The organism is Pseudomonas lini (assembly GCF_030812475.1).
Taxonomy (GTDB): Bacteria; Pseudomonadota; Gammaproteobacteria; order Pseudomonadales; family Pseudomonadaceae; genus Aquipseudomonas; species Aquipseudomonas lini_A.
Genome location: NZ_JAUSSR010000006.1, coordinates 250,317 through 270,540, shown reverse-complemented (window position 1 = coordinate 270,540; position 20,224 = coordinate 250,317). Strand labels below are relative to the sequence as shown.

Genomic DNA, 20,224 nt, shown 5'->3' with positions numbered 1-20,224 from the left:
TCCTTCACTGACAAACTCCAGACAAAAAAATGCCCGGCAAGCCGGGCAAATTTTTATGCGCGTTCTTACAAGTTGTAGCCGCGCTCGTTGTGAAGTGCCAGATCGATGCCGACAGCCTCTTCTTCTTCGGTTATACGCAGACCCATGACGGCGTCCAGCACCTTGAGAATGATGTAGGTGACGATCGCGGTGTAGATCACGGTGAAACCCACACCCTTGAGCTGGATCCAGACCTGTGCACCGATATCGGTCACGGTGCCGAAACCACCCAGGGCCGGAGCGGCGAATACACCGGTCAGGATCGCGCCGAGGATACCGCCGATACCGTGCACGCCGAAGGCGTCCAGGGAGTCGTCATAGCCGAGTTTGCGTTTCAGGGTGGTGGCGCAGAAGAAGCACACCACGCCCGCCGCCAGACCGATCACCAGCGCGCCCATCGGGCCCACGGTGCCTGCAGCCGGCGTGATGGCGACCAAACCTGCTACCACGCCCGAGGCGATACCCAGTGCGCTTGGTTTGCCGTGGGTGACCCACTCGGCAAACATCCAGCCCATTGCGGCAGCGGCGGTGGCGATCTGGGTGACCAGCATCGCCATGCCGGCAGTGCCGTTGGCCGCTGCAGCGGAACCGGCGTTGAAACCGAACCAGCCGACCCACAGCATGGCAGCGCCCATCAACGTGTAACCGAGGTTATGTGGCGCCATCGGGGTGGTCGGGAAGCCTTTGCGCTTGCCCAGCACCAGGCAGCAGACCAGACCGGCAATACCGGCATTGATATGCACCACGGTGCCGCCAGCGAAGTCGAGCACGCCCCAGTCCCACATAAGGCCGCCGTTGCCGGACCAGACCATGTGCGCGATCGGTGCGTACACCAGGGTGAACCAGATGCCCATGAAGATCAGCATGGCGGAGAACTTCATCCGCTCGGCGAAAGCACCGACGATCAACGCCGGAGTGATGATGGCGAACGTCATCTGGAAGGTAATGAAGACCGCCTCGGGAAACAGCGCCGCGGGACCGGTCAGGCTCGAAGGCGTGACACCGGCGAGGAACGCCTTGCCCATGCCGCCGAAGAACGAGTTGAAGTTGACGACGCCCTGCTCCATGCCGGTGGTGTCGAACGCGATGCTGTAGCCATAAATGACCCACAGAATGCTGATCAGACCGGTAATGGCGAAGCACTGCATCATCACGGAAAGAATGTTTTTCGACCGAACCATGCCGCCGTAGAACAGCGCGAGGCCGGGAATGGTCATGAACAGCACGAGGGCTGTCGAGGTCAGCATCCAGGCAGTGTCACCCGAATTGAGGACTGGGGCCGCCACTTCGTCTGCCGCCATGGCCAGGCTGGGCATTACGAGGGACAACAGGGCTCCTAGCCCTGCGAATTTACGCAGAGTCATATTGTTTCTCCTGGGGCGTTGGGTTTGTGGCGGCTTAGATTGCGTCGGTATCGGTTTCGCCGGTACGGATGCGAATCGCCTGTTCCAGATTGACCACGAAGATCTTGCCGTCACCGATCTTGCCGGTGTTGGCCGCCTTGGTTATCGCCTCGATAACCCGATCCAGATCCTTGTCGTCAATGGCGACATCGATTTTCACCTTGGGCAAAAAATCGACCACGTATTCCGCGCCGCGATACAGCTCGGTGTGACCCTTCTGCCGCCCGAAGCCTTTGACTTCAGTAACGGTAATGCCCTGCACGCCGATCTCGGACAGCGACTCGCGTACGTCGTCCAGCTTGAACGGCTTGATGATGGCAGTGACTAGCTTCATGAAAACTCTCTCCCGAATTGGTGGACTTGCCCCAGGAAAACAAACCCGACTCAAGTCTAAGCGCAGTGCCTGGCTTTGTAACGCATCGTCGGCCTTACCTGCCCGTCCGACGCCAGCTAACCGCTCCTTGCGAAACTCCCCGTTTCGCTCGGCGCACTGCATTCGTCACAGCGACTGCATCAGTGCATGGGTCACTACCGACTAAGCAGAAAGCTTGCCATCTCCACAAAAACCCATGAATTCAATGGCTTGATCGCAACCACCCGACCCTGTGCCAGAAGGGTCCGCGGAATACGCACAACAACAGTGCGATGCCGTCCGTCCGCATGCGCGAAAAGCGTGCATCCTTGCAGTCGGGATTGACTATAGACACTGCGTGATACACTGCTTGCCATTGTTTCCAGGACATTTCCCATGCTCGCGCCCAAAGACTTCCTCGACGCCCTGAGCGGCACCGCCTCCCGCCTCTTCAGCGGCGACAACCCACTGCCGAAAAGCGAAATCGAAAGCCAGTTCAAGGCTTTGTTGCAAAGCGGTTTCAGCAAACTGGATCTGGTGAGCAGAGAAGAGTTCGATAGCCAGATGGTCGTACTGGCACGAACCCGGGCACGGCTGGAGAGTCTTGAAGCGAAAGTGGCCGAGCTGGAAGCCAAGCTCAACCCGCCAACCGAGTAGCACCACAATCCCTGTGGGAGCGAGCCTGCTCGCGAATTGGGTCACCTCGGTCATCCGCCACCCCACATTGGCTAGACCACCCCTGTAGGAACTGCCAAAGGTTCGGGCCGTGTTCGGACGATCTCTTGATCCCAAGCCCCGCAACCATCTCAGCAACGTCCTACAAACATCACCACCGCCGTCCGATTGCGCCGCAAAGCCCAGGTTCCTAAGCTCACCCAATGCTGAATGTTCAGCACTGGGTTTGGCGACCTGGAAAGCCCCGACGCACCGCGACCACGTTCGAACCAGGGAATTATTCCCATCTCGAATTATGGCGGCTTTGCGTGGGAGACCTTCGGGTCTGCCGGTTTTCGGGCTTCACCGGTTCGCCAATCCGCGCACAGCTGCCACCCTTTTCGTTTGGCGACGATCAGAGGCAGTTTTCTTCATTCGAACCCGAGAACTGCACGATGGACGAAAACTATCTAGTCCCCCACGTCTTCACCCGCCACAACCTCCACCTCCACGCCCTCCTCCTGCAAAACCAACCCTGGTTCAGCGCCCGCGACCTCGGCCGACTGCTGCGCCTCTTCCTCGACGAACGAACCCTCCGAAACTCGACCCCGACCAACGCCAAACCGCAAAAACACTCACCCACGGCCGCATCGAAAACACCCTGCTGATCAGCGAATCCGGCGTCTACGCGCTGCTTGTCTATCACTACTGCCCCGAATACCGAGCCTTGCGCGAATGGCTGACCCACGATGTGGTGCCAGCCCTCAGAGACGCCCAGCACCCCACCTCAACCGAACGCCCGATTCTGAGTCGTTTGAACTGGCCCGAGATGTCATTGCGTTTGCTGCACTGGAATAATCAGCCGTGGATTCGACTGCAAGACGTACCGTACATACTGCCTGACCGTGAGGAGCCAAGACATACAGTCGATAAGCCGTGGTGGAAGCGAGCTTCGCGGATGCTGCAATCGCTTTGACCGTTCAACCACGCTTGATTCGGGCTGTGCGCAAATCATAGGTCGATTGCAGATTCAGCCAGAAATCGGGCGTGGTGTTCAGATGCATGGATAGCTTCTTCGCCAGACCAGCACTGACACCGCTCTGCTGCCCCACAACGTCGCTAATTTCAGCCTCAGCTCGTTAAGCGAGCGAGCCAAAGCCGCGGTAGTAATGCCCAAAGGCTTCAGAAACTCCTCACTGAGAATTTCACCAGGGTGAATCGGGCGCATTCCAATCCCGTACATTTACGCCTCCTAAAGGCTGTATTTATCCGTGATCATAAGCGGCAACTTTCATCAGGCAAGCCCATCCCATCCTTTCACTGGCGTCCTTCATCTATCCAGGAACGGTCCTACAAAAAATAGCTCCATGGCCTGATTTATCAGTACGCATCGATTCCTTTACGCTTTTCACCTTGGTCTTAGATGAGCGTTTCGCCAACCCATCACTTCACCTCAGGGCCGGCACTATACAACCGCCATTCTGGCTCTGGATTCGTTTGTGTCTGAATTGCTCAAACTCAAAGAAAACGCGTTAGTCCCACACCCAGATGGCGGTTTTAGCTTTGGCACTATTCCCAACATGCCGAAATTCGGCTTGCCTGGAGGGGAGATTTTTCTGCGTGTAGGTATTCATCGCCGAATGAACAGCGGTTTTGGCGTGAGACACGTGTGGGAAGCCCATAAGGCCGACTTACTCAAACATGGCTGTCAGACTATCGACGAGGTTGCAGCTCTTCTGTCGAAAATGATCGCTCCGGGAGCACAGATCTACTGCGAGTTCAAAGAGCCGCGCGGCGGAAATCGGATCGCAGTATTGAGGACATCCATGGGAACACTGATCCTAGAGCCGAGACACGAACGCGTCACTGGCTTTGGTTATTACGTAGTGACTTGGTATCCGCAAAAACGTGCACATGGAACGCTAGTCGGACAGATACCACGAGTAATACCGAATCAGAAATAAAAAAAAGGCGTCCAACGGACGCCTTTTAGATAATTTTGAGGAGTAGTCGCAGCGATTCTTTAGCTCCCAGCCTTGCGACCTTGGGTTCAGAATCCGACAGGCGAGCCCGTCGTCACTACTTCAGAGAAACCAGCTTTCTCTGCTGCCAAAAATGCGGGGGGGCCTTAGCTGGTGCCCAGTCCCGACGAATGCGCAGTTGCAGTCCTCAAAAATGATGATCCGTTAATGCCAACCTCTAGTCAATATTTCAAGTGTAAATCTTCCGTGAAACGCCCCATTTCGGAGCTTGCCAATCCATCACCTAGTGCAGCTGACTGGACAGCAATACGGAGGACAAATGAATCATGAACTCGCAATCGGGTGCAATGAATGTGGGCACCCTGAAAGCAAAAAGGCGCCATAGGCGCCTTTTTGCAATGTATTCAGGGCTGGTAGTCGCAGCGCTCGCTTAGCACGTCCGAGAAACCTCTCTCGGAAGGGGTCGAAAGCCAACCATTGTTGCCGGTTGCCGCTACCACAGGATCCACGAATCCTGCACATCCACAGTATTGAGGCAATATCGTAGTGAACCTCAACACCCCTGCTCTATAAGAGCCCTAGGCCAGATTCTATCAATTGCAGAGGGTCTATTCAACGAATAGCTGACTAATTCATTGACTAAATAATGCCAATTGACGTACTGCAAACGGGTCACTGATACGTCTTGTAAACCTCTACTTAGGCACTGCATTCCCACTCGACTACCCTTAAAAAACCGCAGGAAGCGGTCCTCGTGTCAGCTCAAGGAACGACCATGTCTCTCTCCATTGTCCACAGCCGCGCCCAAATTGGCGTGGATGCCCCCGCCGTCACCGTGGAAGTCCATCTGGCCAACGGCTTGCCATCCCTGACGATGGTCGGTTTACCCGAAACAGCCGTAAGGGAAAGCAAGGACCGCGTGCGCAGCGCGATCATCAATTCGGGTCTGCAATTTCCGGCGCGGCGTATCACGTTGAATCTCGCTCCCGCCGATTTGCCAAAGGACGGCGGGCGGTTCGATCTGGCGATTGCCCTGGGGATCCTGTCGGCCAGTGTCCAAGTGCCGACGCTGACGCTGGACGATGTGGAATGTCTTGGGGAATTGGCGCTGTCCGGTGCAGTGAGGGCGGTTCGTGGTGTGCTGCCGGCGGCACTGGCCGCGCGCAAGGCTGGACGGACATTATTGGTGCCGCGGGCCAATGCCGAAGAGGCGTGTCTGGCGTCGGGGTTGAAGGTGATTGCGGTGGATCATCTGCTGGAAGCCGTTGCGCATTTCAATGGTCATACGCCCATCGAGCCTTACATCTCGGATGGCTTGATGCATGCCAGCAAGCCTTATCCCGACTTGAACGAAGTGCAGGGCCAACTCGCGGCCAAGCGTGCGTTGCTGATTGCGGCGGCGGGCGCGCATAACCTGTTGTTCAGCGGGCCTCCGGGGACGGGCAAAACACTGCTGGCGAGTCGTCTGCCGGGGTTGTTGCCGCCATTGGCAGAAAGCGAGGCGCTGGAAGTCGCGGCGATTCAATCGGTCGCCAGTTGTGTGCCGTTAAGCCATTGGCCGCAGCGACCGTTTCGCCAACCCCATCACTCCGCCTCCGGCCCGGCGCTGGTGGGTGGCGGCTCGAAACCTCAACCCGGCGAGATCACCCTTGCCCACCATGGCGTGCTGTTCCTCGATGAGCTCCCGGAATTTGACCGTAAGGTATTGGAGGTATTGAGGGAGCCACTGGAATCCGGCCACATCGTGATCGCCCGCGCCAGGGACCGCGTACGCTTTCCGGCGCGGTTTCAGCTGGTCGCCGCGATGAATCCCTGCCCCTGTGGATATCTTGGCGAACCGAGTGGTCGCTGTTCCTGCACGCCGGACATGGTCCAGCGTTATCGCAACAAGCTGTCGGGCCCGTTGCTGGATCGTATCGACCTGCACCTGACCGTCGCCCGCGAAGCCACGGCGTTGAATCCCACATCCAAGCCAGGTGACGACTCGGCCACTGCCGCAGAACTGGTCGCTAACTCACGAGAGCGGCAACATAAACGCCAGGGCTGTGCGAACGCATTCCTTGATCTGCCAGGCCTGCGCAAACACTGCAAGTTATCCACAGCCGATGAAAACTGGCTGGAAACCGCCTGCGAGCGCTTGACCTTGTCCTTACGAGCCGCCCACCGGCTGCTCAAGGTCGCGCGCACATTGGCGGATCTTGAGCAAGTCGATGGCATTCGACGCGAACATTTGGCTGAGGCGCTTCAATACAGGCCGTCGAGCCCTGAATAGTTCAGTCGAGGAAGCCTTCAGCGAACCGAGATATCGAATGGTCCAGGTGTCATCCCTTGGTGAGATCCACCAACGGCGTCTGCCGCACTTCGGTTTCCCGCCCATCCTGAATCTCGTTCACTCGCTTCAAAGCCTGATCCACGGCACCTTTATCCCCCAACAAGCTATAGCTGATCCGGAACTGCTTCTGCTCCTTCGGCCCAATCGTCGGCACCAGACCCAGTGGCCGTTGATACCGGCGGTTGTAGGAAAAGCTCGTTCCCGGCTCAAGACCCGTGACATAGCCCTGCCCTTGGGTATCGGTGTTTTTCCACAGGGAGAACACGGGCAGCGTTTGAGTGTTGAAACCGACCGAGACACCCAGGCTACCCGCCTTGTTGTGCAGCACGGTCAGCGTATCGCCCTTGGCATCGGCATAGGGCACCACGTTGTAAACCGTTTCATCGTAGTCCTTGGTCGGTGCGCGGTAGGTTTGCCAGTCCGGCAGATCGCCTTTGGCCTTGTCGTTGAATGGCGATACCTGTTTCACCGGCGCGACGAAGCGGGCGCCCTGCTCGAGGAATGGGGTGCTGAAGTTGCTGTGGTACAGCGCCTGGTATTCCTTCGAATAGTCGCCGTTGTTGGTCAGGGTATCGTTGAGGCTAAAGTTCACACTGCCAGGTTCGGTAACCAATTCGGTCGCGACGGAGAAGTCGACTTTCTTGAACGCCTGCTCTTTAAGCTCGCCGCGCAGCGTGATGGCGTACGGCGGTTTTTCGTCGATGTGCAGGGTGACTTTGTTCGCAGGGATATTAGCGGCGCGACCGTGCAGGGTCAGCAGTTCGCCGTTGTCCATGCCGGGGTGGCCGACCCATTCGTAGCCGCAGCGGGTGACCAGTTCGTTGAAGCCTTCCAGCCAGCCCAGGCCACCACGGCCGTTGAGTTCGATGAAGGACGGATTGACCACTTCCTTGACCGGCGAATCCCAGCCCATGCGCACGTTGCCTACAGACGCCTGCAGGACGTTCATGCCGCGAGTCGGCACCACCGAGAGTTTCATCGTGCCGTTATCGATGTCGACGATGCTGACGCCCTCCTGCCGACCGCCGTGCAAGGTGCGCAGGGTCACACTGAAGGGTTTTTCGGTTTTTACCCCGAGTTGCTTGCTGGTGATTTGCCAGCTCTGGGCGGCCTTGTCGGTGTCGAGCAGGACGTAGTCCCAGGCCATGGCGTGGGAGGCGGCGGACAGTACGCCGAGGCTAATCAGGAATTTGAGCGGAGTCATGGCAGGAGCCTTTCTTGGAGTTGTGCCATTTTTATAGCCTTGCTGAAACGATTCATCAAGCTCTATACACCAGACTAAAAAAATCGCCTGTCGATTCGAAGCTTTAAGTTAACCCTGAATGCTGAGGCGATCCCATCGCGAGCAAGCTCGCTCCCACAGGGAATTGCGGCGAACTGAAGATGTGTGACCACCAAAACCGCATCGATTCAGCCCAGACGCTCGACGTCCGGCAACTCCATCGCCCGCACTTCGCCCTGCAGGAAATCGCTGAGGCGGCGCAAACGCTCACCGCCGGGGCGGGTTTTCGGCCAGACCAGGTAATAATTCTCACCGCTGGCGACGGCCGTCGGCCACGGCAGGCTCAGCCGTCCCTGGGCAACGTCCTCCGCCACCATCAACAGATCACCCATGGACACGCCGTAGCCTCGGGCGGCGGCGATCATGCCCAGCTCCAATGTGTCGAACACCTGCCCGCCCTTGAGCGACACCTGGTCGGCCAGGCCCATGCGCTCCAGCCAATTGCGCCAGTCACGACGATCCGGTGTCGGGTGCAGCAGCTCGGCAGTGGCCAAGCGGGCGAGATCCCACGGTTGATCGTTCAGAAGATTCGGCGCGCCGACAGGAATCAGCTCTTCCGGGAACAGGAAACTGGCCTCCCAGTCAGGAGGAAAATTGCCGTTGCTGAGGATGACGGCGCAGTCGAACGGTTCATGATTGAAGTCCACCGAGTCGACGTCCATCCAGGCGCTGGTCAGTTGCACCTCGTTGCCCGGTTGCAGATGCCGGAAACGGCTGAGCCGCGCCAGCAGCCAACGCATGGTCAGGGTGGAGGGGGCTTTCATGCGCAGGATGTCATCTTCGGCGCGCAGCGTATTGCAGGCTCGCTCCAGGGCCGTGAAACCTTCGCGGATGCCGGGCAGGATCAGCCGCGCGGACTCGGTCAATTGCAGATTGCGCCCACTGCGATGGAACAACCGGCAGGCGAAATGCTCCTCGAGCGTACGGATATGCCGACTGACTGCACTCTGAGTGATCGACAACTCTTCGGCGGCACGGGTGAATGAACTATGCCGTGCCGCTGCTTCGAATGCGCGAAGGGCATACAAGGGAGGAAGACGACGGGACATCAGGAAGACTCCTACAGCGTAATGAGACGAAGCTAACAGAAACTTCTTAGCATGAGTTTTAATCATGCCACCCATCCTTTTTATCCCTTTGTGAAATCCCTGCAAAGCGCCGAGAATCGACGCTTTACTGCTTACTCTGACAATCGAGCGTGATGACCATGCAGCATCCAGCGCGCATTGAACTCTGGGCCATCCTGCGGCTGGCGGGGCCGTTGATTGCCTCGCAGTTGGCGCACATGCTGATGGTCCTCACCGACACCTTGATGATGGCGCGCCTGAGTCCCGAGGCTCTCGCTGGCGGTGGCCTTGGTGCCGCCAGTTATTCGTTCGTGTCGATCTTCTGCATTGGCGTCATTGCGGCGGTTGGCACCCTGGTAGCGATCCGTCAGGGCGCTGGCGATATCGTCGGCGCGGCCCGGCTGACCCAGGCCGGCTTGTGGCTGGCCTGGTTGATGGCGCTGGTGGCGGGTGTGCTGCTGTGGAACCTCAAACCGGTGCTGCTGCTGTTCGGCCAGACCGAAACCAACGTCGAGGCGGCCGGACAGTTCCTGTTGATCCTGCCGTTCGCCCTGCCCGGCTATCTGAGCTTCATGGCCCTGCGCGGTTTCACCAGCGCCATCGGCCGGGCGACGCCGGTGATGGTCATCAGCCTTGCCGGCACGGTGGCCAATTTCCTGCTCAACTATGCATTGATCACCGGCATGTTCGGCCTGCCGAAAATGGGGCTGGTGGGCATCGGCCTGGTGACGGCGATCGTTGCCAACCTCATGGCGCTGGCCCTCGCGCTGCACATCCGTCGGCATCGGGCCTACGACGCTTATCCACTGCGCCAGGGCCTGTCGCGGCCTAACCGACAGTATTTGAAGGAATTGTGGCGCCTCGGCCTGCCCATTGGTGGCACCTACGCGGTGGAAGTCGGGCTGTTTGCCTTCGCGGCGCTGTGCATGGGCACCATGGGCAGTACGCAACTGGCGGCGCACCAGATCGCCCTGCAGATCGTTTCGGTGGCGTTCATGATTCCGGCGGGGCTTTCCTATGCGATCACCATGCGCATCGGCCAGCACTACGGGGCGGGGCACCTGTTGAGCGCGCGGCTGGCCGGTCGGGTCGGGATTGCTTTCGGGGCGGCGGCGATGCTGGGCTTTGCCATGGTTTTCTGGCTGCTGCCGAATCAATTGATCGGGCTGTTCCTGGACCACAACGACCCGGCATTTCGCGAGGTCATCGACCTGGCGGTAAGTCTGTTGGCGGTGGCGGCATGGTTCGAGCTGTTCGACGGCACGCAAACCATCGCCATGGGCTGCATCCGCGGGCTCAAGGATGCCAAGACCACGTTCCTGGTGGGGCTGGGTTGCTATTGGTTGATCGGTGCACCGGCCGCCTGGTGGATGGCGTTCCATTTGAACTGGGGGCCGACCGGTGTCTGGTGGGGCCTGGCGCTGGGGTTGGCGTGCGCGGCGGTGAGTTTGACATTGGCGTTTGAGTGGAAGATGAAGCGGATGATTCGGCGCGAGCCTGCGTCAGGGGCCAACTTCCAAATCGCCCAGGCCGACTGAGATCCCTTGCAGGAGCTGGCTTGCCAGCGAAAGCGGTGTGTCATTCAACATAGGTCGACCTACCGCCTTCGCTGGCAAGCCAGCTCCTACAGGGGTTGTGGCGGCCCTCACACCGCCATGACCCTCTGGGTTGCGGTGGCCGTCAGATCCCCACATCCATCATCGACTGCTGGCTGCCGCCAAACGTCAAATACTCAACCAACCCCGCCAACGGCAAGGGCTTGCTGATCAGATACCCCTGCACTTGATCGCAACCAAATCCGCGCAACAACTCCAGCTGCTCCAGCGTTTCCACCCCTTCGGCGACCACTTCGAGATTGAGGTTGTGTGCCAGGTTGATCATCGCATGCACAAGTTTGCGATTTTCCTCGCGCTGCTCCATGCCGCCGACGAAGCTCTTGTCGATCTTCAGCAAGGCAATCGGCAGGCTGTTGAGGTGCACGAACGAAGAGAATCCGGTGCCGAAGTCATCGAGGGAGAAGCGTACGCCCAGGCGCCCCAGGGCATCCATGGTCTGTTTCACCAGATCGCTGCGACGCATGACCGCGGTTTCGGTCAGTTCGAACTCCAGCCACTGCGCCTCGACGCCGCGCTCGGCTATCAGCCGACTCAAGGTCGATAGCAATTGGCTGTCCTGGAACTGCCGGAACGACAGGTTGATCGCCATGTGCAATGCCGGCAAACCCCGTTCGCGCAGCGCCTGCATGTCGCGCAGGGCGCGGGAAATCACCCAGTAACCCAGGGGCACGATCAGACCGCTTTGCTCGGCCAGCGGCACGAATTCGCTCGGTGGCAGCAAGCCCCGTTCCGCGTGCCGCCAGCGCACCAGGGCTTCGAGGCCGACGATGCGCCCGTCCTCGAGGTTCAGCCGCGGCTGGTAGTGCAACTCCAGCTGATCGCGACGCAAGGCCCGGCGCAGCTCGCTTTCGAGGTCAGCCATGTTGCGGGCATTGCGATTGATGCGTTCGTTGAAAACGTGAAAGGTGCAGCCCTGAGTGCTCTTGGCCTGCTGCATGGCAATGTGCGCGTGCCACATCAACGGGTCGGCACCGGCCTGGGCCCGGGCGTGGGCGATACCGAGGCTGGAACCGATCAACAGGCTTTCGCCGTCGACCCAATAGGGCTCGGCCAGCGCTTCGGTGATGCGTTCGGCCATCCACTCGGCGCGTTCGGGCGCGCGACGGGTGTCGATCAACAAGGCGAATTCATCGCTGCCCAACCGGGCCAGTCGGTCGCTTGCTTCGAGTTGGCTTTTGAGCCGCGCGACCACTTGCAGGATCAATCGGTCACCGGCCTGATGACCGAGGGAGTCGTTGGCATGACGGAAGTTGTCGAGGTCGAGGTGGCCGAGCGCCAGGCCGCGGCCTTCGTTTTCCGCCAGCCGCGCTGCCAGCAAGGTCTGGAACCCTTGGCGGTTGGCGATGCCGGTCAACGGGTCTTGCTCGGCCAGGCGCCGTAGCGTGGTTTCCAGCACATCGCGCTCACGCACATGGCGCAGGCAACGGCGCAGCATGCCCGGATCGAGCAGATCGCGCACCAGCCAGTCGCTCACACCGTCGGGCGGCGTCAACGGCTCATGTTCAAGCAGCAATACCGTCGGCAGATTGCAACGACCCGGTAGAGGCTGAAGTGCCGGAATCGTCAGTAACACCGCGCTGCGGCTGTCATCGAACAGACGGCTGACCGACTCCCAGCTCGGCGCGCTGATCAGCACGGCCGAACTCCCCATCGGAGCCAGGCACTCGCGCAACAACGCCGCCCACCCCGGCTCTTCGGCCAGCAGCAGCAAACGCAAGGGTTCGACAGGCGTAGACAAGCTGGCTCCCTAAACTTCGCAGTGATGTAGGCGGCGGGCATTATGCAGCGCCGGTCACCAATGACCAAATGACATCTGTTGTCACACGCGGCCATGAATTCGAATTTCGAACATGAGTCGCAAATTCCGCGCGCATCCTGCGTGAAAGTAACAAAACCGGCAATTGGAGAAAGCGTGCTGCGTCACAAGTCGGAGAGAGCAGCACAATTCGCTGAGCCTGTTAAAATGCCGGCCCATTTCGCAAACGACTCCCTGATTTCGTATGTCCCGACTCAATCCCCGGCAGCAAGAAGCCGTGAGCTACGTCGGCGGCCCTCTTTTGGTGCTCGCCGGCGCGGGCTCCGGCAAGACCAGCGTGATCACGCGCAAGATTGCCCACTTGGTCCAGAACTGCGGCATTCGCGCCCAGTACATCGTCGCCATGACCTTTACCAACAAGGCCGCGCGCGAGATGAAAGAACGGGTCGGCACCCTGCTCAAGGGCGGCGAAGGCCGCGGCCTGACGGTGTGCACCTTTCACAACCTGGGCCTGAACATCATCCGCAAGGAACATGTTCGCCTGGGCTACAAGCCTGGCTTTTCGATCTTTGACGAGACCGATGTCAAAGCCTTGATGACCGACATCATGCAGAAGGAATACTCGGGCGACGACGGTGTCGACGAGATCAAGAACATGATCGGCTCCTGGAAAAACGACCTGATCCTGCCACCCGAAGCCCTGGAAAATGCGCGCAACCCCAAGGAACAGACCGCCGCCATCGTTTATACCCACTATCAGCGCACGCTCAAGGCGTTCAACGCGGTGGACTTCGACGACCTGATCCTGCTGCCGGTAAAACTCTTCCAGGAACACGCCGACATCCTGGAAAAGTGGCAGAACAAAGTCCGCTACCTGCTGGTGGACGAATACCAGGACACCAACGCCAGCCAATATTTGCTGGTGAAGCTGCTGATCGGCACCCGCAACCAGTTCACCGTGGTAGGCGACGACGACCAGTCGATCTACGCCTGGCGCGGCGCCCGCCCGGAAAACCTGATGTTGCTCAAGGACGATTACCCGTCCCTGAAAGTCGTCATGCTCGAGCAGAACTACCGCTCCACCAGCCGCATCCTGCGCTGCGCCAACGTGCTGATCTCGAACAACCCGCACGAATTCGAAAAGCAGCTGTGGAGTGAAATGGGTCACGGCGACGAGATCCGCGTGATCCGCTGCCGCAACGAAGACGCCGAAGCGGAGCGCGTGGCCGTGGAAATCCTCAGCCTGCACTTGCGCACCGATCGGCCATACAGCGATTTCGCAATTCTGTATCGCGGTAACTACCAGGCCAAGTTGATCGAGCTGAAGTTGCAGCATCACCAGGTCCCTTACCGGTTGTCCGGCGGCAACAGCTTTTTCGGACGTCAGGAAGTGAAAGACCTGATGGCCTACTTCCGCCTGATCGTGAACCCGGATGACGACAATGCCTTCCTGCGGGTGATCAACGTCCCACGCAGGGAAATCGGTTCGACCACGCTGGAAAAGCTTGGCAACTACGCCACCGGGCGAAAAATTTCGATGTACGCCGCCACCGATGAAATCGGCCTGGGCGAACACCTGGATGCCCGCTTCACCGATCGCCTGTCGCGGTTCAAGCGCTTCATGGACAAGGTCCGCGAGCAGTGCGCCGGTGAGGACCCGATCTCGGCGTTGCGCAGCATGGTCATGGATATCGACTATGAAAACTGGCTGCGCACCAACAGCTCCAGCGACAAGGCCGCCGATTACCGCATGGGTAACGTGTGGTTCCTGATCGAGGCGCTGAAGAACACGCTGGAGAAAGACGAAGAAGGCGAGATGACCGTCGAGGACGCCATCGGCAAGCTCGTGCTGCGCGACATGCTGGAACGTCAGCAGGAAGAGGAAGACGGCGCCGAAGGTGTGCAGATGATGACCTTGCACGCCTCCAAGGGCCTGGAGTTTCCCTACGTGTTCATCATGGGCATGGAGGAGGAAATCCTCCCGCACCGCTCCAGCATCGAGGCCGACACCATCGAGGAAGAACGCCGCCTGGCCTACGTCGGGATAACCCGTGCGCGTCAGACCCTGGCCTTCACCTTCGCCGCCAAGCGCAAGCAATACGGCGAGATCATCGACTGCGCACCGAGCCGTTTCCTCGATGAACTACCGCCGGACGACCTGGCTTGGGAAGGTAATGATGACACTCCCGTTGAAGTCAAAGCCGTTCGCGGCAATACCGCATTGGCGGATATACGCGCGATGTTAAAGCGCTAGAATTGACTACTTTTTAACCAAGCACTTTTTACGAGCCAGGCGCCCGTTGCGCCAACTGAGGAAGCTATTGTGGAAGCACTGCACAAGAAAATCCGCGAAGAAGGCATCGTGCTTTCCGACCAGGTCCTGAAAGTCGACGCCTTTCTGAACCATCAGATCGATCCGGCCCTGATGAAGCTGATCGGCGACGAATTCGCCACGCTGTTCAAGGACTCGGGCATCACCAAGATCGTCACCATCGAAGCTTCGGGCATTGCCCCGGCGATCATGACCGGTCTGAACCTCGGCGTGCCGGTGATTTTCGCGCGCAAGCATCAGTCCCTGACCCTGACCGAAAACCTGCTGTCGGCGACCGTTTACTCGTTCACCAAGCAAACCGAAAGCACCGTGGCGATCTCCCCGCGCCACCTGACCAGCAGCGACCGCGTGCTGATCATCGATGACTTTCTGGCCAACGGTAAGGCGTCGCAAGCGCTGATTTCGATCATCAAACAGGCCGGCGCGACCGTGGCGGGCCTGGGGATCGTAATCGAGAAGTCGTTCCAGGGTGGGCGTGCGGAACTGGATGCGCAGGGTTATCGGGTTGAATCCCTGGCTCGCGTGCAGTCGCTGGCCGGCGGCGTCGTGACCTTCATCGAATAAAATTCGGGATACCGCCCCCCTTGTAGGAGCTGGCTTGCCAGCGAAGAGGCCATAACATTCAACATCCAAGTTGGCAGTTACGCCGCCTTCGCTGGCAAGCCAGCTCCTACAGGGTTTTGTGTTGGCTTTTATTGCGCGGTGGCTTTGAGGCCGGTGAGCAATAGCCGCTGAAACAGATCCTCCTTCAGCCCATCCGGATGGGTCAACTGCATCCGCTCCAGATGCCCGGGATACGCCGACGGCTCCGGCGCATCCAGCGCAGCCTTGCCCAACTCCAGAATTTCCGTGAGCTTGAACTTGCTCTTCAACCAGTTCAGCGCCCGCAACACATCCCGCTCCACCTCGGTGAAATCACACCCCAGCGGATACTCAGGAAACAGATTCGGGTGCTGCGCCTGAATCGCCTGTAGACGCTGCGGATTGTTATCCGCAAACCGTGGATCGAGGCGGAAGTTCTTCGGTAGCTTGCCAACGTTCTGCGCCTGCTCGATCAGCCCCGGCTGAAAGCGTGAGTCGCTGATGTTCAGCAACGCCTCGATCACCGCCGCATCCGTCTTGCCGCGCAAATCGGCGATGCCGTATTCGGTCACAACGATGTCCCGCAAGTGCCGCGGGATCGTGCAATGACCGTATTCCCAGACGATGTTCGAACTGACGTCCCCACCTGACTCGCGCCAGCTGCGCAATAGCAATACCGACCGCGCGCCTTCCAGCGCATGGCCCTGGACGACAAAGTTGTATTGCCCGCCCACACCGCTGAGCACCCGCCCGTCTTCCAGCTGATCCGCCACCCCGGCACCCAACAGTGTCATGGTGAACACGGTATTGATAAAGCGCGCATCGAGGCGCTGCAGACGCTTGAGCTCTTCCTGCCCATAGAGCTCGTTGATGTAGCTGATGCGGGTCATGTTGAATTCGAGCCGCGTACTCTGGGGCAACTCGCGCAAACGCTCATAAAAACTACGCGGCCCGAGGAAAAAGCCACCGTGCACCGAGATGCCGTCGGTTTGCGCAGCCTCATCCAGGGTGCCGGCATTTGCCTGTTGCTGGGTCGGCACATCGGAGTAAACCTTGCGCCGCACGATCCCGGCATCAGCCAGTACCAGCAAGCCGTTGACGAACATTTCGCTGCAACCGTAAAGGCCTTTGGCAAAGGGTTCGATGCCGCCTTCGCGATCGATCAGTTGCGCCCATTGGCTGAGATTGATGTCCGCGAGCAATGCCTTGTATCCGTTCGTGTCAGCTTGCCGCGCCAGCAACGCGGCGGTCAGGGCATCGCCCATGGCGCCGATACCGATCTGCAAGGTACCTCCATCGCGCACCAGCGTGCTGGCGTGCAGGCCAATGAAGTGATCCTGAAACCCCACCGGCATGTTCGGCGTGGAGAACAGCGTCGTGCTGTCTTTCTCGTCAATCAACAGGTCGAAGGCATCGATGCCCATTTCCGCGTCGCCAGGCATGTACGGCAAGTCGTTGTGCACCTGTCCCAACAGCAGGACCGTCTCCCCCGCCGCACGGCGCTTGGCGATCATCGGCAGCAGATCGAGGGTGATGTCCGGGTTGCAACTCAGGCTCAAGCGGTCGGGATGCTCGGTGTGGCTGGCCACCAACTGCGCCACCAGGTTCAAGCCCGCGGCGTTGATGTCCCGGGCGGCGTGACTGTAATTGCTGCTGACGTAATCGCGCTGCGCCGGTGCGCTGTTGAGCAGGCTGCCGGGCTGCAGGAAGAATTGCTGGACTCGAATGTTGGGTGGCAAGTTGTCCTTATGTAGACCCGCAAGGAAATCCAATTCCGGATAGTCGCCGAATACCCGTTCGATAAAGGGTTCGAGGAAGCGCTTTTGCAGGCCATCGCCTAACGCAGGGCGACCGAGGCACAGGGCGGTGTAAATGGTCAGCTGCCGTTCGGGCAGTTGTGCAATGCGTTGAAACAGCGCATTGACGAAGTGATTGGGTTTGCCCAGGCCCAAGGGCAGGCCCAGGTGGATATGCGCTGGCAACCGTGCCAACACATCATCGACCGCCTTCTCGATAGAACACAGCTGCACCATCTGATCCTCCCTTACGTTCCGTGAATGGGGTTGGACCGGCTCGCCCAAGCGAATGCGGTCAATTGCAGGAGCGAGCCTGCTCGCGACGGCCGTCAACGATAACGCGTATTTGCTGGTTAAACGCGGTGCTCTTGAGTCCATTGCGAGCAGGCTCGCTCCTACAGTGGACCGCATTATGGCGAGCCGGGCCTTTGCTGCAAAGAATAGTCCCAAGGGCAAATCGCAGGCACAAAAAAGCCGCTCGCAAGCGGCATGCTGTTTATTGCAGGAGCGAGCTTGCTCGCGATGGTCGTCAACGATAACGCGTACTTTCCGGTTAAACGCGGTGCTCTTGAGCCCATCGCGAGCAAGCTCGCTCCTACAACAACATTCGTTTGTAAGCGGCTTTTCCTTGAAGATGAAACCTTATTTCAGGCCGGACATCTTCTCGATGGCGCCCTTGAGATCGGCATCGGAGCAATCGGCGCAAGTGCCTTTGGGTGGCATCGCATTGATGCCCGAGATCGCTTTCGCCAGCAATCCGTCGACGCCACCTTCTTTCTTGGAGCGTTCGCCCCAGGCTGCGGCATCACCGATTTTCGGCGCGCCCAACAGGCCGGTGCCGTGGCAAGCGTTGCAATGCTTGGCAATCACCGAGTCAGGCGTCTTGGCATCGCCACCACCCGCAGAAGCGGCCACTTCCATCCCCTTGCACTCTTGACCTTGTACACAGACTTTGCCGACTGGCTCAAGGCGTTTTGCAATGTCATCGTTCGTCGCAGCTTGAGCGCTGACTGCCCATAGGGCCAATACGGTTGCTGGTGCAGCCAGCATTTTCATAATTAGATTCACGCGTTCACCCTCAATGGTGGCTAGTCACGCCCACGGCCACGGTTCGCAGGCGGGCGCAAGTATAACGGTAAGCCCGCCACACTGAAACAACCCCAAAGTCGAAGGGGTCTTGTTGTGCAGTGGAAAAACAGTCCGGGCACCTGCGCCATGCTGGCAGGGCGCTTCTTTTGTTAAAAGTTCGCGGGTGTAGCTGCGCTGATTAGTCGCGCCGGCGCATCGAACGGATTGCGAAAACGGTGGGGCTTGGTGCTTTCAAAGTAGTAGCTATCGCCGGCTTCGAGCACAAAAGTTTCTAGCCCGACCACCAGCTCCAGTCGTCCTTCGAGCAAAATCCCGGTTTCCTCGCCCTCGTGGGTGAGCATTTCTTCACCGGTGTCGGCGCCTGGCGGGTAGATTTCATTGAGGAACGCAATAGCCCGGCTCGGGTGAGCCCGGCCGACCAGTTTCATGGTCACAGCCCCATCGGAAATGTCGATCAGCTCGTTGGCTTTGTAAACGATCTGAGTCGGTTTTTCCTGCAGGATCTCTTCGGAAAAGAACTCGACCATCGACATGGGAATCCCGCCCAACACTTTCCTCAGCGAACTGATCGAGGGGCTGACGCTGTTCTTCTCGATCATCGAAATGGTGCTGTTGGTGACGCCCGCCCGTTTGGCGAGTTCACGCTGGGAAAGGCCTTTGAGCTTACGGATGGATTGCAGTCGTTCACCGACGTCCAAGCTTGCGCCTCCAGGATTCAGGTTATTGGAATATTGAGCGTTATCATGGCGACAGCGTTCAGTATTTACAACACTTTGGCCTGAATCCTGTGCGGCAAGGCGACTTTCGGTCTGGGGCGCCCTCGGCTAAGCCCCGGAATAGAGCTTCGGCACCCGGTGCAGGTTGCAGAAGATCTGGTAAGGAATCGTGTCAGCAGCCTTGGCCACGTCGCTGGCGAGGATATTTTTGCCCCACAACTCCACGGTCGAACCGAGGCCCGCTTGCGGCACATCGGTCAAGTCGATGCAGAGCATGTCCATCGAAACCCTTCCGATCAATTGGCTGCGCTGGCCGGCGACCATTACCGGGGTACCGGTCGGCGCCTGTCGCGGGTATCCATCGGCGTAACCCATGGCCACCACGCCAACCCGCATCGGTTTGGGCGTGACGAATTTCGCGCCATAACCGATCGGCTCGCCGGCTGGCAGCTCACGCACACAAATCACTTTCGATTCGAGGGTCATCACCGGTTGCAGGCGTGATGCCACGGCATTAGCTTCTACGAAGGGAGTAGCACCATAGAGCATGATGCCCGGACGCACCCAGTCGCTCGGAATCTGCGGCCAACCGAGCACCGCCGGCGAATTGCGCAGGCTGACCTCGGCGGACAAGCCCTGGCGCGCGGCGTCAAAGACGGCCACTTGCTCGGAGCTGGCCTGATTGTGCAGCTCATCGGCGCGGGCGAAGTGACTCATCAGCACGATCTTCGCGACCTTGCCGCTCGCCAGCAACCGTTGATAGGCCGCCTGGTAATCCTTCGGATGCAGACCGACCCGGTGCATGCCCGAGTCGAGCTTGAGCCAGACCGTGATCGGCTTGCTCAATGCGGCCTTCTCGATGGCGTCAAGCTGCCACAGCGAATGCACCACACACCAAAAATCATGCTCGACAATCAGCGACAGTTCATCGGCTTCGAAAAAACCTTCAAGCAGCAGGACCGGCGCACGAATGCCAGCGGCGCGCAGTTCCAGGGCCTCTTCAATGCAGGCCACGGCGAACCCGTCCGCCTCGGCTTCCAGTGCCTGGGCGCAACGCACCGCTCCATGGCCATAGGCATCGGCCTTGATCACGGCGAGGGCCTTGGAACCCGTGACTTCACGGGCGATCTGGTAGTTGTGACGCAGGGCTTGAAGGTCGATCAGGGCACGGGCAGGGCGCATGGCGGCAGACTTCTGGTCGGTCAATGGGAATAAAACCGGCGCTG

At 59.1% G+C, this 20,224-nt stretch carries 15 protein-coding genes and 2 pseudogenes; 7 read left to right on the top strand and 10 right to left on the bottom strand.

All coding sequences use genetic code 11. The features are described from left to right. Positions 1–65 precede the first annotated feature (65 nt). Complete coding sequence (locus tag J2W17_RS13920; RefSeq protein WP_307334757.1) at positions 66–1,403, bottom strand: ammonium transporter; 1,338 nt, start codon at positions 1,401–1,403, stop codon at positions 66–68. Between the two features lie 34 nt (positions 1,404–1,437). Next, a complete protein-coding gene (gene glnK, locus J2W17_RS13915; RefSeq protein WP_002555808.1) occupies positions 1,438–1,776 on the bottom strand; it encodes a P-II family nitrogen regulator in 339 nt (112 codons plus the stop codon). Positions 1,777–2,190: 414 nt separating this feature from the next. Here glnK and J2W17_RS13910 point away from each other — a divergent pair, with 414 nt between their 5' ends. Together J2W17_RS13910 and J2W17_RS13905 are read left to right on the top strand one after the other, a co-directional pair. Next, positions 2,191–2,451 carry an accessory factor UbiK family protein gene (locus J2W17_RS13910; RefSeq protein ID WP_121733396.1) on the top strand — a complete coding sequence of 87 codons (261 nt, stop codon included), beginning with the start codon at positions 2,191–2,193 and terminating at the stop codon, positions 2,449–2,451. 452 nt (positions 2,452–2,903) lie between these two features. Beyond that, positions 2,904–3,424, top strand: a pseudogene (locus tag J2W17_RS13905) (BRO-N domain-containing protein). Positions 3,425–3,428: 4 nt separating this feature from the next. On the opposite strand, the pseudogene J2W17_RS13900 reads toward J2W17_RS13905, so the two are convergent. Then, positions 3,429–3,691 (bottom strand): annotated as a pseudogene (locus tag J2W17_RS13900) (HigA family addiction module antitoxin). A 256-nt stretch (positions 3,692–3,947) separates the two neighbouring features. Here J2W17_RS13900 and J2W17_RS13895 point away from each other — a divergent pair. Together J2W17_RS13895 and J2W17_RS13890 are read left to right on the top strand one after the other, a co-directional pair. Further along, the gene (locus J2W17_RS13895) at positions 3,948–4,412 is read left to right on the top strand and encodes a hypothetical protein (RefSeq protein ID WP_307334753.1); all 465 of its coding nucleotides are present in this window, start codon (positions 3,948–3,950) and stop codon (positions 4,410–4,412) included. A gap of 793 nt (positions 4,413–5,205) precedes the next feature. Beyond that, the gene (locus tag J2W17_RS13890) at positions 5,206–6,702 is read left to right on the top strand and encodes a YifB family Mg chelatase-like AAA ATPase (RefSeq protein WP_307334751.1); all 1,497 of its coding nucleotides are present in this window, start codon (positions 5,206–5,208) and stop codon (positions 6,700–6,702) included. Positions 6,703–6,751: 49 nt separating this feature from the next. Here the strand turns inward: J2W17_RS13890 and J2W17_RS13885 are convergent, their stop codons facing one another. Together J2W17_RS13885 and J2W17_RS13880 are read right to left on the bottom strand one after the other, a co-directional pair. Next, complete coding sequence (locus J2W17_RS13885; protein ID WP_307334749.1) at positions 6,752–7,966, bottom strand: aldose 1-epimerase family protein; 1,215 nt, start codon at positions 7,964–7,966, stop codon at positions 6,752–6,754. A gap of 206 nt (positions 7,967–8,172) precedes the next feature. Further along, positions 8,173–9,093, bottom strand: a complete 921-nt coding sequence (locus J2W17_RS13880; RefSeq protein WP_307334747.1) for a LysR substrate-binding domain-containing protein — start codon at positions 9,091–9,093, stop codon at positions 8,173–8,175. A 158-nt stretch (positions 9,094–9,251) separates the two neighbouring features. Between J2W17_RS13880 and J2W17_RS13875 the strand changes: the two genes are divergently transcribed. Continuing rightward, the gene (locus J2W17_RS13875; RefSeq protein WP_307334745.1) at positions 9,252–10,649 is read left to right on the top strand and encodes a NorM family multidrug efflux MATE transporter; all 1,398 of its coding nucleotides are present in this window, start codon (positions 9,252–9,254) and stop codon (positions 10,647–10,649) included. A 142-nt stretch (positions 10,650–10,791) separates the two neighbouring features. On the opposite strand, the gene J2W17_RS13870 is transcribed toward J2W17_RS13875, so the two are convergent. Beyond that, positions 10,792–12,465, bottom strand: coding sequence for a putative bifunctional diguanylate cyclase/phosphodiesterase (locus J2W17_RS13870; RefSeq protein WP_307334742.1), 1,674 nt, complete (start codon positions 12,463–12,465; stop codon positions 10,792–10,794). Positions 12,466–12,727: 262 nt separating this feature from the next. Here J2W17_RS13870 and rep point away from each other — a divergent pair, with 262 nt between their 5' ends. Then, the gene (rep, locus tag J2W17_RS13865; protein WP_307334740.1) at positions 12,728–14,737 is read left to right on the top strand and encodes a DNA helicase Rep; all 2,010 of its coding nucleotides are present in this window, start codon (positions 12,728–12,730) and stop codon (positions 14,735–14,737) included. Positions 14,738–14,806: 69 nt separating this feature from the next. Continuing rightward, positions 14,807–15,379: a xanthine phosphoribosyltransferase gene (locus J2W17_RS13860; RefSeq protein WP_020799401.1), complete on the top strand. Its 573-nt coding sequence runs from the start codon at positions 14,807–14,809 to the stop codon at positions 15,377–15,379. 128 nt (positions 15,380–15,507) lie between these two features. Here the strand turns inward: J2W17_RS13860 and J2W17_RS13855 are convergent, their stop codons facing one another. From J2W17_RS13855 to alr, 4 genes are all read right to left on the bottom strand, one after another. Next, on the bottom strand, positions 15,508–17,430 hold the full coding sequence (locus J2W17_RS13855) for an acetyl-CoA hydrolase/transferase C-terminal domain-containing protein (RefSeq protein WP_307334737.1): 1,923 nt from the start codon (positions 17,428–17,430) through the stop codon (positions 15,508–15,510). 405 nt (positions 17,431–17,835) lie between these two features. Further along, positions 17,836–18,261, bottom strand: coding sequence for a c-type cytochrome (locus J2W17_RS13850; protein WP_307334735.1), 426 nt, complete (start codon positions 18,259–18,261; stop codon positions 17,836–17,838). A 170-nt stretch (positions 18,262–18,431) separates the two neighbouring features. Beyond that, positions 18,432–18,980, bottom strand: coding sequence for a cupin domain-containing protein (locus J2W17_RS13845; protein WP_064680419.1), 549 nt, complete (start codon positions 18,978–18,980; stop codon positions 18,432–18,434). Between the two features lie 126 nt (positions 18,981–19,106). Continuing rightward, positions 19,107–20,180 (bottom strand): alanine racemase, encoded by a 1,074-nt coding sequence (gene alr, locus J2W17_RS13840; RefSeq protein WP_307334731.1) that lies wholly within the window; start codon positions 20,178–20,180, stop codon positions 19,107–19,109. Positions 20,181–20,224: the final 44 nt, after the last annotated feature.

Excerpts from the sequence above, each read along its gene's own strand:
- J2W17_RS13920 (WP_307334757.1), bottom strand. The coding sequence starts at position 1,403 with ATGACTCTGCGTAAATTCGCAGGGCTAGGAGCCCTGTTGTCCCTCGTA.
- J2W17_RS13890 (WP_307334751.1), top strand. The coding sequence starts at position 5,206 with ATGTCTCTCTCCATTGTCCACAGCCGCGCCCAAATTGGCGTGGATGCC.
- J2W17_RS13855 (WP_307334737.1), bottom strand. The coding sequence starts at position 17,430 with ATGGTGCAGCTGTGTTCTATCGAGAAGGCGGTCGATGATGTGTTGGCA.
- J2W17_RS13885 (WP_307334749.1), bottom strand. The coding sequence starts at position 7,966 with ATGACTCCGCTCAAATTCCTGATTAGCCTCGGCGTACTGTCCGCCGCC.
- J2W17_RS13910 (WP_121733396.1), top strand. The coding sequence starts at position 2,191 with ATGCTCGCGCCCAAAGACTTCCTCGACGCCCTGAGCGGCACCGCCTCC.
- rep (WP_307334740.1), top strand. The coding sequence starts at position 12,728 with ATGTCCCGACTCAATCCCCGGCAGCAAGAAGCCGTGAGCTACGTCGGC.
- J2W17_RS13880 (WP_307334747.1), bottom strand. The coding sequence starts at position 9,093 with ATGTCCCGTCGTCTTCCTCCCTTGTATGCCCTTCGCGCATTCGAAGCA.
- glnK (WP_002555808.1), bottom strand. The coding sequence starts at position 1,776 with ATGAAGCTAGTCACTGCCATCATCAAGCCGTTCAAGCTGGACGACGTA.
- alr (WP_307334731.1), bottom strand. The coding sequence starts at position 20,180 with ATGCGCCCTGCCCGTGCCCTGATCGACCTTCAAGCCCTGCGTCACAAC.
- J2W17_RS13875 (WP_307334745.1), top strand. The coding sequence starts at position 9,252 with ATGCAGCATCCAGCGCGCATTGAACTCTGGGCCATCCTGCGGCTGGCG.